This is a genomic window from Kitasatospora sp. NBC_01539 (assembly GCF_045040525.1).
Taxonomy (GTDB): Bacteria; Actinomycetota; Actinomycetes; order Streptomycetales; family Streptomycetaceae; genus Kitasatospora.
The window spans coordinates 1034564-1051224 of sequence record NZ_CP109390.1 but is presented as its reverse complement, the minus strand read 5'-3'; the positions used below and the strand labels follow the sequence as shown (position 1 = coordinate 1051224).

The 16661-nt window shown below is 73.2% G+C and carries 16 protein-coding genes; 10 read left to right on the top strand and 6 right to left on the bottom strand.

Annotated elements, in window-relative coordinates; genetic code table 11:
- Nucleotides 1-131: 131 nt before the first annotated feature.
- The 3 genes from OG335_RS04545 to OG335_RS04535 all read right to left on the bottom strand — a co-directional run bounded on the left by OG335_RS04545 (nucleotide 132) and on the right by OG335_RS04535 (nucleotide 3877).
- Nucleotides 132-1733 (bottom strand): sodium:solute symporter family transporter, encoded by a 1602-nt coding sequence (locus OG335_RS04545; RefSeq protein WP_405009682.1) that lies wholly within the window; start codon nucleotides 1731-1733, stop codon nucleotides 132-134.
- Entirely contained in the window at nucleotides 1730-2080 is a 351-nt protein-coding gene (locus OG335_RS04540) for a hypothetical protein (protein ID WP_405009681.1), read from the bottom strand. The genes OG335_RS04545 and OG335_RS04540 overlap by 4 nt, the downstream gene beginning before the upstream one ends.
- A 150-nt stretch (nucleotides 2081-2230) precedes the next feature.
- Nucleotides 2231-3877: an ABC transporter substrate-binding protein gene (locus OG335_RS04535; protein WP_405009680.1), complete on the bottom strand. Its 1647-nt coding sequence runs from the start codon at nucleotides 3875-3877 to the stop codon at nucleotides 2231-2233.
- Between the two features lie 244 nt (nucleotides 3878-4121).
- On the opposite strand from OG335_RS04535, the gene OG335_RS04530 reads away from it, so the two are divergent.
- Nucleotides 4122-4583, top strand: coding sequence for a DUF3237 domain-containing protein (locus OG335_RS04530; RefSeq protein ID WP_405009679.1), 462 nt, complete (start codon nucleotides 4122-4124; stop codon nucleotides 4581-4583).
- 57 nt (nucleotides 4584-4640) lie between these two features.
- Here the strand turns inward: OG335_RS04530 and OG335_RS04525 are convergent, their stop codons facing one another.
- Nucleotides 4641-5054, bottom strand: coding sequence for a MarR family winged helix-turn-helix transcriptional regulator (locus OG335_RS04525; protein ID WP_405009678.1), 414 nt, complete (start codon nucleotides 5052-5054; stop codon nucleotides 4641-4643).
- A gap of 216 nt (nucleotides 5055-5270) precedes the next feature.
- On the opposite strand from OG335_RS04525, the gene OG335_RS04520 reads away from it, so the two are divergent.
- Genes OG335_RS04520 through OG335_RS04505 form a run of 4 tightly spaced genes read left to right on the top strand, consistent with a single transcriptional unit; the run spans nucleotide 5271 to nucleotide 9146 of the window.
- Complete coding sequence (locus OG335_RS04520) at nucleotides 5271-6182, top strand: SDR family oxidoreductase (RefSeq protein WP_405009677.1); 912 nt, start codon at nucleotides 5271-5273, stop codon at nucleotides 6180-6182.
- A gap of 1 nt (nucleotide 6183) precedes the next feature.
- A complete protein-coding gene (locus OG335_RS04515) occupies nucleotides 6184-7071 on the top strand; it encodes an amidohydrolase family protein (RefSeq protein ID WP_405009676.1) in 888 nt (295 codons plus the stop codon).
- A 10-nt stretch (nucleotides 7072-7081) separates the two neighbouring features.
- Nucleotides 7082-8632, top strand: coding sequence for an acyl-CoA synthetase (locus OG335_RS04510; RefSeq protein WP_405009675.1), 1551 nt, complete (start codon nucleotides 7082-7084; stop codon nucleotides 8630-8632).
- A 55-nt stretch (nucleotides 8633-8687) separates the two neighbouring features.
- A complete protein-coding gene (locus OG335_RS04505; protein ID WP_405009674.1) occupies nucleotides 8688-9146 on the top strand; it encodes a MaoC family dehydratase in 459 nt (152 codons plus the stop codon).
- A gap of 190 nt (nucleotides 9147-9336) precedes the next feature.
- Here the strand turns inward: OG335_RS04505 and OG335_RS04500 are convergent, their stop codons facing one another.
- Together OG335_RS04500 and OG335_RS04495 are read right to left on the bottom strand one after the other, a co-directional pair.
- Nucleotides 9337-10794: an amidase gene (locus tag OG335_RS04500; RefSeq protein ID WP_405009673.1), complete on the bottom strand. Its 1458-nt coding sequence runs from the start codon at nucleotides 10792-10794 to the stop codon at nucleotides 9337-9339.
- Between the two features lie 324 nt (nucleotides 10795-11118).
- Entirely contained in the window at nucleotides 11119-11820 is a 702-nt protein-coding gene (locus OG335_RS04495; RefSeq protein ID WP_405009672.1) for a substrate-binding domain-containing protein, read from the bottom strand.
- 74 nt (nucleotides 11821-11894) lie between these two features.
- On the opposite strand from OG335_RS04495, the gene OG335_RS04490 reads away from it, so the two are divergent.
- The 5 genes from OG335_RS04490 to OG335_RS04470 all read left to right on the top strand — a co-directional run bounded on the left by OG335_RS04490 (nucleotide 11895) and on the right by OG335_RS04470 (nucleotide 16660).
- On the top strand, nucleotides 11895-12662 hold the full coding sequence (locus tag OG335_RS04490) for an IclR family transcriptional regulator (protein WP_405009671.1): 768 nt from the start codon (nucleotides 11895-11897) through the stop codon (nucleotides 12660-12662).
- A 104-nt stretch (nucleotides 12663-12766) separates the two neighbouring features.
- Nucleotides 12767-13978 carry a 4-hydroxybenzoate 3-monooxygenase gene (locus OG335_RS04485; RefSeq protein ID WP_405009670.1) on the top strand — a complete coding sequence of 404 codons (1212 nt, stop codon included), beginning with the start codon at nucleotides 12767-12769 and terminating at the stop codon, nucleotides 13976-13978.
- A gap of 26 nt (nucleotides 13979-14004) precedes the next feature.
- A complete protein-coding gene (locus OG335_RS04480) occupies nucleotides 14005-15030 on the top strand; it encodes an amidohydrolase family protein (protein WP_405009669.1) in 1026 nt (341 codons plus the stop codon).
- A 17-nt stretch (nucleotides 15031-15047) separates the two neighbouring features.
- A complete protein-coding gene (ligK, locus tag OG335_RS04475; RefSeq protein WP_405009668.1) occupies nucleotides 15048-15743 on the top strand; it encodes a 4-carboxy-4-hydroxy-2-oxoadipate aldolase/oxaloacetate decarboxylase in 696 nt (231 codons plus the stop codon).
- Nucleotides 15740-16660, top strand: a complete 921-nt coding sequence (locus OG335_RS04470; protein WP_405009667.1) for an amidohydrolase family protein — start codon at nucleotides 15740-15742, stop codon at nucleotides 16658-16660. Before ligK ends, OG335_RS04470 begins: the two co-directional genes overlap by 4 nt.
- Nucleotide 16661 lies beyond the last annotated feature (1 nt).

Genomic DNA, 16661 nt, shown 5'->3' with positions numbered 1-16661 from the left:
GCCGCGGCGCGGACCGGCGGGAGGCGGCCCTGCGGCGGCCACCCCGGGGGCCACGGAAGCGCTGCCCGGCCGCGGTGGGCGGGCAGCGCTGAGGGGCGGAGCCGGCGCGGGGTGCTCGGGCCGCGCGCCGGCTACGCGGTGCCGATCAGCGCCACGGTCACGGCCTCGGTGTCCGCGGCGCGCTCGGCCGGCGTGGGCGGCCGGAGGCGGCTGCCGGCCCAGCCGAGGAGGAAGCCGAGGGGCACGGTCGCCACGGCGATGTTCTGCAGCGGGAACCAGTGGAAGTCGACGCCCGGGAGGAGCGAGTACGGCTGCCCCGAGACGGTCGGCCCGAAGACCTGCAGCAGGACGCAGCAGGCCAGCGAGCCGTAGAGGGTCCACAGCATCCCCAGCCGGGAGAAGCCGGGCCAGAAGAGCGTGTAGACCAGGGCCGGCAGGATCACCGACGCCGCGGCGGCGGCGGCGAACGACGCCAGGAAGAGGACGCTCCATCCGCGCAGCAGGACGGCCAGGAGCACGGCGACCGCCCCCAGCGCGACGATGGCCCACTGGGCCACGGTGAGTTCCTGCTTGTCGGTGGCCCTCCCGCGGCGCAGGGCCCCGGCGTGGACGTCGTGGGACAGGGCCGCGGCGCCGGCGAGGGCGAGCCCGGCCACCGAGGCGAGGGCGGTCACGAAGACGGCACAGGCGACGGCCGTGAACAGGATCCGGCCGCCGGTCCCCTGATCGAGGGCGTCGGTGAGCAGGAGCAGCGCCGAATTGCCCTGCGGGTCGTCCGTGGCGATCGCGTGCACCCCCACGATCGCGGCGGCGGCCAGGCCGAGCAGGACGACCGTGCTGTAGAAGAGGCCGACCATGACGGCCGCGTAGCCCGAGGCGCGGCGCGCGGCGCGGCCGTCCACGGACGCGCCGACGCGCATGAGGAGGGGCGGCACCACGGCGGAGCCGAGGGACACGGTGAGGCAGAGCGAGAACCGTTCCAGTGAGCCCGTCGCGGTGGTGCCGAAGAGCAGGCCGGGGGCGTGGAAGACGGCGGCGCCGCCCGATCCGATCGCGGCGCGTTCCATCAGCGCACCGGGGTCCCAGTCCAGCGTGCCGGCGGAGGCGAGGGCCGCTGCGACGACGACGCCGAAGACGAGCAGCGCCTTGCCGGTCTGGATCATGCTGGTGCCGCGCATGCCGCCGAACGCCGCGAAGGTGATGACCAGCAGGCCGCTCAGCACCGTGCAGACCAGGGCGGCCCCGGGCGTCCGCGTGCCGAGGAGGTACGCGATGGCCTCGCCGGCGACCGTGAGCTGGACGACGGTCAGCGGTACGCACACCGCCACCGTCGTCACCGCGCCCGCGATCCGGGCCGCCCGCCCGGTCGTGCGGGTGGCCAGGACCGAGCCGAGGGTGAAGCGTCCGGTGTTGCGCAGCGGTTCGGCCAGGACGAGCAGGAGGACCATGGACGCGCTTGCGCTGGCGGCGGTCGCCATGCCGTCGTACCCGGTGAGGGCGACCGTGCCGATCGGGCTGAGCAGGGCGGTCGCGGGAATGTAGTCGCCGCACAGCGCGAGGGAGTTGCGCAGCGCGGGCAGGGAGCGCTCCGCGGTGTAGAAGTCGGCGGTGGTGTCGTTGCCCACGCCGGCGATCAGGCAGAGCAGGAAGCAGAGGCAGATGACGACGAGGAAGGTGGTCAGCGGAGTGACCAGGGCGGAGTCACCGCCGGCGAGGAGGGTCGGGGTGGTCACGGCCGGACCCGGCCGGTGCCGTGACCGTACGCGGCTCTCGCCAGCGCGTCGGCGTGCGGGTCGCAGCGGGTGCGGCAGGCGCGGTCGTACCAGAGCGCGGAGGCCGGCACGGTGGCCGCCTGGAGGCTGAGGAGCAGCATTCCGAGGGTGTACCCGCCCGGCAGCGGGGTCGCGAGCCGGCTGCCCGCCGTGGAGGCGAGCAGGGACACCGCGAGGCCGACGGCGGCGTTGACCGCCAGCAGCCGTCGTCGCAGGCGGCGCGAGGTGAGACGCAGGAGCTCACGGGCGGGATGGCCGCCGGGGCCGGATCGAGGTGGTTCGTGCAGGACGCGTTCGAACATGGACATCGGGACGACTCCTGGGTCTCGGTGCGTGGGGGGTGCGGTGCGTGGGGGGGTGCGGTCCGCGCCTGCGGCGGAAGCCGACGCGTCGCGCCCCCGGCGGTCCTCGGGACCGCCGGGGGCGCGACGTTCACACGGGGTCGGTCGGCGGGCGGGTCACTTGCCGGTGCCGCCGAGGGCGGCGGCCCACGGCATGCCCATGTAGGCGAAGGAGGTCGGCGCGCCGCTGAGGCGCTTGTTCATGAACATCCGCTCGTGCGTGGTGGCCAGGTAGACCGCGGGGGCGGTGGGGGTGAAGAGGGCCTGGGCCTGGGCGTACGCGGTGGCGGAGGCGGAGGGGTCGGAGGCGGTGCGGGCCCGGTCGAGGAGCCGGGTCACCTCGGCGTCGTCGTAGCCGGTCCAGTTGAAGATGCCGCGGGGGGTGACCATCTCGGCGACGTACGAGGCGGGGTCCGGCATGGTGACGTAGCCGAAGGTCAGCACGAGGTCGAGGTTCTTGCGGACGGAGGGGTCGTAGAAGAGGGACGACATCTCGGTGGGCTGGAGCTGCTTGATCTCGATGTCGATGCCGATCTTCCCGGCCGCCGCCTGGATGAAGGTCATGGCCTGGAGGGACCGCTGGTCGCCGGCCGGAATGGCGGCCGTCAGGGGGCGGGAGAGCGGGCCGGCCTGCCGGACGAGGTCCTTCGCCCGTGCGGGGTCGGGCTTCGAAACGGCGGGCAGCGCCGCGTAGGCCGCGTCGAACCGGTCGGCGGCCTTGTCCCCGCTCCAGACCGGCGGGGGGACGAGCGACTTCAGGGGGGTGGCGTCGCCGCCGAAGACGTTCCTGATCAGCGCGTCGCGGTCGATGATCTGCGACAGGGCGTCGAGGCGCCGGCGGTCGGCGGCGGGGGACGCCGCGTTCGTGGGGATGAGCAGCACGTTCTGCGTCGAGGGGCCGAGGTGGATCGCACCGGAGCCCGCCCTGGCCAGTGCGGTGGCGCTGCTGGGCGGCAGCTCGTAGGTGCCGTCCACCTCGCCGGAGAGGAGTGCGCTGGTCAGCGTGTTGCTGTTGGTGAGGAACCGGAACTGGACCTGGTGCGCCTTGGGCTTCAGCGCGGCGTCCCAGTAGGAGGTGTTGCGTTCGAGGGTGATGCCGCTACCCGACTCCCAGGAGCCGAGTGTGAACGGGCCCGTGCACATGAGGCCGCCCTTGGCCGTGCCGTAGGCCGCGCCCGCCTTCTCGGTGTACGCCTTCTGGTTCACGGCGCCGAACGACGTGGAGAGCGCCTTGGGGAGCGTCTGGTCGTACGTCCTGGTGGTCAGCGTCACCTGGTTCGGCCCGGTGGCGGTGATCGACGTGACGGCGGCGAGGTAGTTCCCGTAGAGCGCCTGCGTCCTGGGGTCGCGCTGGCGCTCCAGGCTGTAGACGACGTCCTGGGGGGTCATGGGGGAGCCGTCCCAGAACGTCACGTCGGGGCGGAGGTCGAGGACGAGGGTGTGGTCGTCGGTCCAGCCGACCTTCCGGGCCAGCCCGGGGCTCAGGGAGAAGTCCGCGTTCATCCGGGTCAGGGTGTCGCAGAGGTTCGCCTCGACGGTCTGGGGCGAGTAGTCGCCGATCTTCGCGGGGTCCAGGGTGGTGGGTTCGCCGTAGGGCAGTGCCCAGGTCACCCGGTCGAGGTCGGCGTCGCCGGGGGTCGTCGTGGTGGTGAGGCGTTCGGTCCGGGGCGCGGCGTCGCCTCCGTTCGACGAGGTGGTGCAGGCGGTGACGGCCAGCAGGCTGATGCCCGTGAGCACCGTCAGCACCGACTTCTTCGCAGCCATGGCTGTGCTCCTGTCGAGAGGAGTGAGGGGGAGGGCGCTCGTGATGGGGGTGAGCGCCAGGACGACGAGACGTCGTAAACTAACGTCATATAACGCTGTTGCATGTCACGCTCGCATCTGGTGAGCTGGTGAGTCAAGAGCGAGGTGCGAGGTGGTCGCCGGTGCGGTTGCGCCGGCCCCCCGCTCCCTTCAGGCCGCCCCGCGGTGCGCGCGGCGGTCCCTTCCGAGGCATTGGAGAACCCTCATGTCCTTCACTCCGGCCCTGCGCTTCGCCTTCGAGATCCGAGCCGAGGTGGCCGGGACGCTGCACGTCGGCCACGGTGACGGCGAGGTCACCGAGTTCACCCCCATTACCGGTGGCACCGTCGACGGACCCCTGCTGCGCGGGGAGGTGCTGCCCGGCGGGGGCGACTGGAGCAGCACCCGCGGGACGGTCTGCCAGCTCGACGCGCGCTACCTGCTCCGCGCGGAGGACGGCGCCGTGATCGACATCGTCAACCGCGGCTACTACGCGCCCAGGGCCGAAAGCCCCGACCAGTTCGACGGGGACCTCCGGGTCTCCGAGGCCGGCCACTACTACCGGACGTCCCCGGTCTTCCGCACGGACGCGCCGGCCCACCGCTGGCTCGCGGAGACGGTCTTCGTCGGCCTCGCCCGGCCGGACGGCGACGACGCGGTCGTCATCCGGATGTACGCGCTCGCGTGACGTGCCGCCGCCGGTGGCCGACGGCCGGGCCGCCGGCGGCGTGCTCCGCGTCCGGGCTCAGGACAGCGAGCGCCACGCCCCGTTCAGCGCCTCCCTGAAGCGGTCGACCTCCTCGGTGGTGAGTCCGGCGACCATGCGTTCCTCCAGCTCCCGGGCCGGTCCGGCGTACGCGGCGAGCAGTTGCCGGCCCGGCTCGGCGAGCAGGACGAGGCGCTCGCGACGGTTGCCGGGGTTCGGCTCGCGGCGGATCAGGCCGCGGCCCTCCAGCGTGCGGATCATGTCCGCCATGGACTGGGCCGTGACGAAGGAGTCGCGGGCCAGCTGGGCGGCGGAGATGCCGTCGTGCTGTTCCAGCACCGTCAGTGCGGTGTACTGCAGCGCCGTGATGCCGACGGGCCTGAGCAGCTCGTCGAGTCGTGCACGCACCGCCAGTTCCGTCCTCTTGACCAGGTACAGCAGCGAGGTGCTCACGGCCGTCCTCCTGCGGTGGCGGTCGGCGCGGGTCGGTTCACGTCGTTCCCCTTCGTCGGGCGCCGCCGGTGCGGCGGCGTGGCCAAGCCTAGGCCATTGACAGGAATCCTGATGATTGGCGAGACTCTATTCATCAGGATTCCTGTCGATCCTGGTCCGTGCCGTGCTCTCGGCCACCACCACACCCACCACCCCACCCACGAGAGGTGCACCCTCATGGATCTCCAGGGCAAAGTCGCCGTCGTCACCGGCAGCGGACGCGGTCTCGGACTCGCGTACGCACAAGCCCTCGCCGCCGCCGGCGCCGCCGTCGTCGTCAACGACGTCGACCAGGACGCCGTCGACGCCGCCGTCGCCTCGATCACCTCCGCCGGCGGCCGCGCCACCGGCGCCGTCGCCGCGGTCGGCGACGGCGACGCCGCCCGGCTGCTGGTCGACACCGCCGTGCAGGAGTTCGGCAGCCTGGACGTGCTCGTCACCAACGCCGGCATCCTGCGCGACCGCGTGCTGTGGAAGATGACCGACGACGACTTCGACGCCGTCGTCCGCGTCCACCTGCGCGGCACCTTCACCTGCGCCCGCGCCGCCGCGATCCGCATGCGCGAACAGGGCACCGGCGGACGGCTCGTCCTCATCTCCTCGCCGGCCGGCCAGCGCGGCAACTTCGGCCAGACCAACTACGCCGCCGCCAAGGCCGGCATCGTCGCCATGGCCCGCACCTGGGCCCTGGAGCTCTCCCGGGCCGGCATCACCGTCAACGCCGTCGTCCCGGTCGCCGCCACCGAGATGACCAGGACCATCCCGGCCTTCGCCCCGGTCATCGAGGAGGCCGAGCGCACCGGAGACCCGCTGCCCGACTGGCTGCGCAAGGAGGAGGGCCTCGGCACCGTCGAGGACGTCGCCGCCCTGATCACCTTCCTCGCCTCCGACGACTCCGGGGACGTCACCGGCCAGGCCATCGGCATCGGCGGCGACCGCCTCGCCCTGTGGGCCCACCCCCGGGAGAAGGCCGTCGCCCTCGCCGACGGCGGCTGGACCGCCGAGGCCATCGCCGCCCGGTGGCGCGACGGCGTCGGCGCCGAGCCCGAGACCTACGGCATCCCCGCACCCAAGGCCCCGGAGGCCTGACATGGCCGACCTCGCACTCGACCTCGACCGGCTGACCGCCATCGACGTGCACACCCACGCCGAGATCTCCAAGGACGGCCACGGCGCACTGAGCCCCGAGCTGTTCGGGGCCTCCGAGAAGTACTTCAAGGCCCACGGACACCGGCAGCCGACCATCGACGAGATGGCCGACCACTACCGCGAGCGCCGCATGGCCGCCGTGGTCTTCACCGTCGACGCCGAACACGCCACCGGCCACCCGCGGATCCCCAACGAGGAGATCGCGGAGAGCTGCGCCGCCCACGCCGACGCGCTGATCCCGTTCGCCAGCATCGACCCGCACAAGGGACGTGCCGGCGTGCGGGAGGCCCGGCGCCTGGTGGAGGAGCACGGCGTCCGCGGGTTCAAGTTCCACCCGAGCATCCAGGCGTTCGCCCCGAACGACCGGCTGGCCTACCCGCTGTACGAGGCCATCGAGGAGCTGGGCGTGCCCGCGCTCTTCCACACCGGCCAGACCGGCATCGGCGCCGGCGTCCCCGGCGGGGGCGGCATCCGGCTGAAGTACTCGAACCCGATGCTCGTCGACGACGTCGCCGTCGACTTCCCGGAGCTGCGGATCATCCTGGCCCACCCGTCCTTCCCCTGGCAGGACGAGGCCCTCGCGGTGGCCACCCACAAGCCGCACGTCCACATCGACCTGTCCGGCTGGTCGCCGAAGTACTTCCCGCCGCAGCTCGTCCGCTACGCCAACACCCTCCTCAAGGACAAGGTCCTCTTCGGCTCCGACTACCCGGTCATCACCCCCGACCGGTGGCTGGCCGACTTCGCGGAGCTCGACATCAAGCCCGAGGTCCGGCCGAAGATCCTCAAGGAGAACGCCGCCCGACTGCTCGGCCTGCTCACGGACTGAAGGAGTCCCCGTGCTGAACCAAGGCATCGGCTCGTGGCCGGCCCGCCGGGCCCGCAGGACGCCCGACCGGGTCGCCGTCGTCCACGAGGACCGCACCCGGACCTACCGCGACCTGCACCGGCGCGTCCTGCGGCTCGCCCACGGTCTGCGCGCCCTCGGCGTCGAGCCGGGCGACCGGATCGCGTACCTCGGCCCCAACCATCCGGCCTTCCTGGAGACCCTGTTCGCCGCCGGAACCCTCGGGGCGGTCTTCGTCCCGCTCAACACCCGCCTCGCCGCGCCGGAACTGGCGTACAACCTGTCGGACTCGGGCAGCACCGTCCTCGTCCACGCACCCGAGCAGGCCGGGGCCGCCCGGTCCGCGGCCGACGACGCCGGGATCCGGCACCGGATCGCCCTGGACGGCCCCGGTGACAGCGCCCTCGGGTACGAGGAGCTGATCGAGGGCGGCGCCGCCGAACCGCTGGACGTCGCCGTCGCCCCGGAGGACCCGTGCATGATCATGTACACCTCCGGGACCACCGGCCGCCCCAAGGGCGCGGTGCTCTCCCACGGGAACATCGTCTGGAACAGCGTCAACGTCCTCGTCGACACCGACCTCTCCGGCGACGAGGTGACCCTGGTCGTGGCCCCGCTCTTCCACACCGCGGGCCTCAACATGACCTGCCTGCCCACCCTCCTCAAGGGCGGCCGGGTGGTGCTCCTCGGCGCCTTCGACGCCGGGCTGGCGCTGCGCACCATCGAACGCCTGCGCGTCACCTACATGTTCGGCGTCCCGACGATGTACGACGCGATGGCAGCCCGGCCCGGCTGGACGACCACGGACCTCTCCAGCCTCCGCACCCTCAACTGCGGCGGAGCCCCCGTACCGGCCCGGACCATCGCCACCTACCTCGCCCGCGGCCTCGCCTTCAGCCAGGGCTACGGCATGACCGAGGCGTCCCCCGGAATCCTCTACCTCGCCGGGGATCAGACCTCCGCCAAGGCCGGCTCCGCCGGGGTGCCGCACTTCTTCACCGACACACGGGTCGTACGGCCCGACGGCAGCGACGCCGGGCCCGGAGAGCGCGGCGAGGTCCTCGTCCAGGGCCCCAACGTCATGACCGGCTACTGGGGCCGGCCCGACGACACCGGGGCCGCCTTCACCGACGGCGAGTGGCTGCGCACCGGCGACGTCGCCCGCACCGACGCGGACGGCTACGCCTACATCGTCGACCGGGTGAAGGACATGTTCGTCTCGGGCGGCGAGAACGTCTACCCGGCCGAGGTCGAGGACGTGATCCTCACCCACCCCGCCGTCGAGGAGTGCGCGGTCGTCGGGATGCCCGACCCGGTCTGGGGCGAGGTCGGCCGCGCCGTCGTCGTCCTCCGGGCCGGTACCCGCGCCGACGAGCAGGACATCCTCGGCCACCTGCAGGGCCGGCTCGCCAAGTACAAGATCCCCAAGTCGGTGGTGGTCACGGACGCCCTGCCCCGCACGGCCTCCGGAAAGATCGTCAAGCCCGCCGTCCGCGACCTGTACGTGCGCGGGGCCGCCGCGTCCCCGTCCACGCACCGATAAGCCCCACCCTGCCGCAGGCCGCGTTGCGGTCACTGCGCCATCGAAAGGAACCTCCATGTCCACCACCGCCCACGGCATCGACGGACTCAAGGCCCTCAGCGGCACCGACCTCGGCCGCACCGAGTGGCACGAGATCACCCAGGACCGGGTGAACACCTTCGCCGACGCCACCGACGATCACCAGTGGATCCACACGGACCCCGAGAGGGCCAAGGGCGGCCCCTTCGGCGGCCCGATCGCCCACGGCTACCTCACCCTGTCCCTCGTCATCCCGCTCTTCGGCGAGCTGCTCGACATCACCGGCATCTCCATGAGCGTCAACTACGGTCTGGAGAAGGTCCGTTTCCCCAGCGCCGTGCCGGTCGGCGCGAAGATCCGGCTGCACGGCGCCGTCGGCAGCGTGGAGGAGGTCGGGGGCAACGGCGTGCAGATGCCTCTCACCTTCACCGTCGAGGTCGAGGGCGGCGACAAGCCGGCCTGTGTGGCCCGGGCCGTCTACCGCCACTACGCCTGACCGGCGGAGGCCCCTGTGTCAGGAGGGCCTTTCGGCCGGTGCGGACGTCACGGTCCGCACCGGCCGAAAGGCCCGCACGCGTGTCCGCCGGAACGCGGCGAAGGGCAGGCGCCCCCGTGCGGGGGCGCCTGCCCTTCCTTCCGCGGCGGCCGCCCGTGTGCGGCGGCCGCCGTCCTGCGGTGGGCCCGGGTCAGAGCGCGGGGACCAGGCGAGGGGTCCGGTCCTCGATGGCCTGGGCGGCGTCGAGGACCATCTCCTCCTCGAAGCGCCCGCCGATCAGCTGCACGCTCATCGGCAGGCCGTCGACGAGGGCACTGGGCACCGTGGCGGCCGGGAAGCCGAGGATCGGGACGGCTGCCATCGGCCACATCGCGGTGACGAGCTGTGCGGCCCGCTCGGGGCCGGCCAGGTCGGCGTCCTGCTCGAACGGGGGCTCCGCGGACACGGGCGTGAGCAGCAGACGCTCCCGGCCCAGCAACTGCTGGAGCTCGGTGACCAGGGCCCCGCGGCGGGACCAGCCGTGGATGTACTCCGCCAGCGAGGGGGAGTCGCCCCACTGCCGGGCCGCCGCGGCGAAGGAGTACCTCAGCGAGGTGCGGATGTCCGCGTCGCCGATCTGCTCGACGGTCGGCATGGTGGGGCGGAAGTCCTCGTAGATGAGCAGGGACCACAGTCGCGCCGCCTCGGCGAGCAGCGGGAGGCCGTCCAGTTCCTCGACCTGGTACCCGGCGTCGGTCAGCTTTCCGACGGCCTCGTCGACGGCCTTCTCGACGGCGGGGTGGTTCGCGACCGTGCCGATGCCGCGCACCACGCTGATGCGGGGCAGGGCCTCCGGTGCGGGGAGGCCCGGGACGGCGGGGACGCCGACCGGATCCCGCAGGTCCGCGGTGGTCATCACCCGCAGGGCCAGCCGGGCGTCGGCCACCGTGCGGGCGAGCGGACCCTCGACGGCGCAGTTCAGCACGGTCGGCGGCATGACGAGTTGCCGGCGGCCGTCCGGGGTGTCGACGAACACCGGCTCCGTCCAGTTGGAGACCCGGCCGACGGTCGGGCGGATGCCCACCACTCCGCAGCAGGCGGCCGGGTACCGGATGGACCCGCCGATGTCGTTGCCCTGGGCGATCGGCGTCATGCCGGCGGCCAGGCTCGCGGAGGCGCCCCCGCTGGAGCCTCCGGGGGTGCGGTCGGCCGCCCAGGGGTTGAGCGTGCGACCGTGCAGGTCGTTGGTGCTGAACCAGCGGTAGGAGAAGGCCGGGGCGTTGCTGCGGCCGACCAGCACGGCTCCGGCGCCGCGGAGCGCGGTCACGCACGCGGCGTCCTGGGCGGCGGGGGTCTCGGCGAGGGCGACGACCCCGTGGCTGGTGGCGTATCCCCGCTGATCGGTGTTGATCTTCGTGGAGACGGGGATGCCGTGCAGCGGGCCGAGCGCGGCGCCCGAGGCGGTGCGCCGGTCGGCGGTGCGGGCCTGGTCGAGCGCCTCCTCGGGGCGGAGGTCGGCGAGGGCGTTGATGCGGGGGTTGACGGCGTCGATGCGGTCCAGGCAGGACTGCACGATGTCGACGGAGGACAGCGTGCGGTTGCGGATCGCGGCCGCGAGCTCGACGGCCGGGAGCTGCCACGGTTCGGTGGCGGGGGAGTCGTGTTCCATGATCGCCTCTACGACGGCGCGCCCGCAGCGGAGCGCGCGGAGGGAGCGGAGGGGCGGCGCGGGTGCCGCTCCGGAAATACAACGTCGTTATAGGACGACGTTTGATTCAGCCATCGTGGTCCCCGCTGCCGGAGCTGTCAAGGACGCGCCGTCGTCGACCGCCGCGCTCGGGCGCTCCCGTGAGCGATCGCCCGGTGCCCACGCTACGGACCCGCCGCGCGGCTCGCATGCGTTGCGGGCGGCGGCGGGCGGCGGCGGGAGGGACGGATGAGGCCGTGGGGCGGAGCGGGCGCACGGCTCCCGGTGGCGAAGGAGCCGGCGCCGTCAGGCGAGGTGCCGGGCGGCCCGCATGCCCGCGGCGAGAGCGGTCGTCGACGCCTCGTCGGAGCCGAGCAGGTCGAGCATCGCGGCGGCGCGGGCCGGCCGGGTGGAGACGGCCAGCACACCGCCGCCGAACGTCGTGCTGATCGCGGTGCCCCCGGGCAGCGGCCCGACGATCACGACACCGGGCAGGTCCATCAGTTCACTGTGCTGCTGGAAGGCCAGCTCGGCCGCACCGGGGACGAGCAGGCTGCCGGCCGGCACGCCCGGCGGTGCCTGGACGAGCCGCGGTGCGAGCACGTCGGCGAGACCCAGCCGCGCCGTCAGGTCGACGAGGGCCGTGCCGCTGGGACCCGTGGAGTACGCGATCCGCTCCGCGGCCAGCAGAGCGGCCCGGAGGTCGGACTCCGAGTCGAGGGCGGGCACCGGCGACCCCTCGGGCACGGCGGCGACGACCTGCGAGACCCACAGCGGCCGCACCGTGCCGCCGAGGAGACGCCCCTCACGGGCCAGTTGTGCCAGTGCGTCGTCGGCGAGCACCAGCAGGTCCCCTTCGGCGCCCTCCCGCACCCGGCGCGCGACCTCGACCCCGCCGGCCGACTCGAACCGCACCGCGGCGCCGTGGGCGCGTCGGATGTGTGCGGACAGCTCCGCCAGGAGCCCGCGTGTCGCCATCGAGGACAGTCCGGTGATCTCTCGGTCCACGTCGTCTCCTTGTGCGCGGCCGGTGCTGCGACGGGCGAACGGGCGGCTCAGTGCCTGTCTGCGACACTGACCGCGTGAGCACAACCCGGAGCACGGCGGCTGGAAAAGTTCTCGAAGTCCTCTCGACGTTCGGCCGCGAGTGCCGGTCGCAGACGCTGTCGGAGATCGCCCAGCGTACGGGCCTTCCCCTGAGCACCGCGCACCGGGTCGTCGCCGAGCTGGCGGCCTGGGGCGCACTGGAGCGCGGCGAGGACGGCTCGTGGCACGTCGGCCTGCGGCTGTGGGAGATCGCCTCGGGCTGCCCCCGCAGCCAGATCCTGCGCGACGTGGCGCTGCCGTTCATGCAGGACCTGTACGAGGCGACCCACGAGAACATCCAGCTCGCGGTGCGCGAGGGCACCGAACTCGTCTTCGTCGAACGGATCGCCGGGCACCGGTCGGTGGAGCTGGTGACCATGGTCGGATCCCGCTTCCCCATCGGTTCCACCGGGATGGGCCGGGTCCTGCTGGCGCACGCACCGCAGGACATCCAGGAGGCGGCCCTCGAAGCGCCGCTGCGGGCCTGGACCCCGCACACCGTCACCGACCCGAAGACCCTGCGCGCCCAGCTGGACCGGATCCGCCGCGAGCAGGTCTTCGTGAGCGACCGACAACTCTCGGAGAGCACGGTCGCGGTGGCCGCACCCGTACGGATCGGCCGGACCGGCGCGGTCGGCGCAGCGCTGGGGATCGTCATCGCGGCGCGCAGCGCGAGCCGCGCCCGTGGACTGCGCGATCCGCTCCTGAGAGCCGTGCACGGCATCTCCGAGGAACTGGGACGGCGCGCCCGCGCGGCCCTCTGATCTCCGGGCGCGCTTCCGCCTGGCGGAAGTGATGCTGACCGGCGGCGCTCGCGGATGCCAGCGTTCGGGGTGTTCCGGACGCTCGCAGTCGCTCAGGAGATGCCATGGCCGATGCCACCATCGACACCGTCACCCCGGTACCGGTCGCCGTCGTCGGCGCCGGCCCGGCCGGCCTGATGCTGGCCCACCTGCTCGGCCGCGCAGGGGTCGACACGGTCGTGATCGACACCCGCACCCGGCACGGGATCGCCACCACCCACCGGGCCGGCATCCTCGAAGCGGACGCCGCCCGGGATCTCGTCGAGACCGGCGTGTCCGACCGCGTCCTGCGCGAGGGCCACGAGCACGAAGGCATCGAACTCCGCTTCGGCGGCCGGCCGCACCGCATCCACTTCAAGGACCTGGTGGGCGCGTCGGCATGGCTCTACCCGCAGACCGACGTGTTCACCGACCTGGCCGACGCCCGCGACCGCGACGGCGGCACGGTCCTCTTCGGCGTCACGGACACCGAGGTCCTCGACGTCACCACCGACACCCCCCGGGTGCGCTGCACCGCCCCCGACGGCACCCGCCACGAGATCCGGGCACGGTACGTGATCGGCGCCGACGGCTCGCGCAGCACGTGCCGCGACCTGGTGCCCGAGGACCGGCGGGTCCGCTACGGCAAGGACTACCCCTTCGCCTGGTTCGGCATCATGGCCGAAGCCCCGGCGAGCGCACCCGAACTGGTCTACGCCCACTCCGAACACGGTTTCGCACTGATCAGCCAACGCACCGACACCGTGCAGCGGATGTACTTCCAGTGCGCCCCCGACGAGTCCGCCGACGCCTGGACCGACGACCGCATCTGGGAGACGCTCCAGGCCCGGGTGGCCGGCGAGGACGGCTTCCGCCTCAACGAGGGGCCGATCCTGGAGAAGACGGTGCTGCGGTTCCGCTCGTTCGTGCAGGAGCCGATGCGCTGGGGCTCGCTGGCCCTCGCGGGCGACGCCGCACACACCGTGCCGCCGACCGGCGCCCGCGGGCTCAACCTCGCGCTGCACGACGTGAAGGTGCTCGCCGACGTCCTGCTGCGGGCCCTCGGCGGTGAGGGCGCGGCCGCGCTGGACGACTACCAGCCACGCGCCCTCCAACGGATCTGGCGGGCCCAGAACTTCTCCTCCTGGATGACCCGGCTCCTGCACACCGCACCCGGCGGCACCCCCTTCGACCTGCGCCGCCAGCTCGGCGAACTCGACAACGTGGCGGGCACCCGCGCCGGCCGCACCTACCTCGCCGAGCAGTACACCGGCTGGCCCGCCGTCAGCCCGCGCTGACCCGCACACCTCTCGGAAGGACACCCGTGATCATCGACTGCCACGGCCACTTCACCACCGCACCACCGCAGTTGGCGGCATGGCGGGACCGCCAGGTGGCGGCGGCCGACACCCCCGCCGACGCACCCGACCCCGACGACCTGGTCATCACCGACGACGACCTGCGCCAGGCGATCGAGGGCAACCAGCTGCGGCTCATGGACGAGCGCGGCATCGACCTGACGGTCTTCTCCCCGCGGGCCAGCTTCATGGCGCACCACATCGGCGACTTCCGGGTCTCCTCGGTGTGGGCGCGGATCTGCAACGACCTGGTCCACCGCGTCAGCAGGCTCTACCCCGACCGGTTCGCGATGGGCGCGATGCTTCCGCAGTCGCCCGGCGCCGCCCCCGCCACCTGCCTGCCCGAGCTGCGCCGCGCGGTGGAGGAGCTCGGCGCGGTGACGGTCAACCTCAATCCCGACCCGTCGGGCGGCAGCTGGACGGCGCCCCCGCTGACCGACCGCAGCTGGTACCCGCTGTACGAGGCCATGGTCGCGTACGACATCCCCGCCATGATCCACGTCAGCACCTCGTGCAACCCGGCCTTCCACACCACGGGCGCCCACTACCTCAACGCCGACACCACGGCGTTCATGCAGCTGCTCCAGGGCGACCTGTTCGCCGACTTCCCGACCCTGCGGTTCGTGATCCCACACGGCGGCGGCGCGGTGCCCTACCACTGGGGCCGGTTCCGCGGCCTCGCGGACGCACTGGGCCGGCCCGACCCGGAGGTGCTGCTGGACAACGTCTCCTTCGACACCTGCGTCTACCACCAGCCGGGCATCGACCTGCTCACCCGGGTCGTCCCCAGCCGGGCGGTCCTCTTCGCCAGCGAGATGATCGGCGCCGTCCGCGGCACCGACCCGCGCACCGGCCACCCCTACGACGACACCGGGCGGTACGTCGACGCCACCCCCCACCTCTCCGACGACGAACGGGCGGCCGTCCTCGGCGGCAACGCCCTGCGCGTCCACCCCCGACTTGCCGCCCGCCTCGCCGCGGCCGGCCGATGACCCCAGGAGGACACCGCATGGAACACGGCGAGATCGGCGTCGTACACACGTCGCTCACCCGCGCCGACCCCGGGGCCGTCGCCGCACTGTCGGCCTTCGGCGTGGCGACGATCCACGAGGCCATGGGCCGCACGGGCCTGATGCGCCCCTACCTGCGCCCGGCCCACCCGAAGGCCCGCCTGTGCGGGACGGCGGTGACCGTCCTGCTGCAGCCCGGCGACAACTGGATGCTCCACGTCGCCGCCGAGCAGATCCGCGACGGCGACGTCGTCGTCGCGGCCTGCACGACCGAGAGCGAGGACGGCTTCTTCGGCGAACTGCTCGCCACCTCCTTCCGCGCCCGGGGCTGCCGGGGCCTGGTCATCGACGGCGGCGTGCGCGACGTCGCCGACCTGGAGGAGATGGACTTCCCCGTCTTCGCCCGGGCGGTCAACGCCAGGGGCACGGTCAAGGCCACGCTCGGCTCGGTCAACGTGCCGGTGGTCTGCGCCAACGCACTGGTCAGGCCCGGCGACGTGGTGGTGGCGGACGCGGACGGGGTCGTGGTGGTGCCGAGGGAGCGGGCCGCGGAGGTCGCCGAGGCCTCGGCGAAGCGCGAGGCGAACGAGGAGGGCAAGCGCGCACAGCTCCGCGCGGGCACGCTCGGCCTGGACATGTACGGCATGCGCGGCCCGCTGGCCGAGCTCGGGCTGCGCTACGAGAACCGGGGATGACGGTGGACTCCGAGAAGACCCCCGGCTGGCTGGACTGGTACGCCGGCCCGAGCCGTCCGCAGTACCGGCTGCCCGAGGGCGCCGTCGACGCGCACTGCCACGTCCTCGGTCCGGCCGCCGGGTTCCCCTTCGCCCCCGAGCGCAGGTACACCCCCTGCGACGCGTCCAAGGACCAGCTCTTCGCGCTCCGCGACCACCTCGGCCTCGCCTGGAACGTCGTCGTGCAGGCGACCTGCCACGGTGCCGACAACAGCGCCCTGGTCGACGCCCTGCGGAGCTCCGGCGGCCGCGCCCGGGGCGTCGCCACCGTACGGCCCGGGACCGCGGACGCGGAGCTGCGCGAGCTGCACGAGGCGGGCGTCCGCGGCGTGCGGTTCACCTTCGTCGAACGCCTCGCCGACGCGGCCCCGCGGCAGGACCTGCTGGACGTCGCCGAACGGATCGCCCCGTACGGCTGGCACGTCGTCGTCTACTTCGAGGCCGCCGACCTCGCCGACCTGCGCGACGTCCTCCTGTCCGTCCCGGTGCCGCTGGTCGTCGACCACATGGGGCGCCCCGACGTCACCAAGGACCCGCACGGCCCCGACTTCGAGGCGTTCCTCGACCTCCTGCGCGCGCGGCCCGACATCTGGTGCAAGGTCACCTGCCCCGAACGGCTGTCCGTGAGCGGACCGCCGGCCCTCGACGGCGAGCAGGCGGCCTACCGCGACGTCGTCCCGTTCGCCCGGCGCGTCGTCGAGGAGTTCCCCGACCGGGTGCTGTGGGGCACCGACTGGCCGCACCCCAACCTCACCGACCACATGCCCGACGACGGCCTGCTCGTCGACTTCGTCCCGCACATCGCGCCGACGCCGGAGCTGCGGCACAAGCTCCTGGTCGACAACCCGATGCGCCTCTACTGGCCGGACGCCGTCTGAC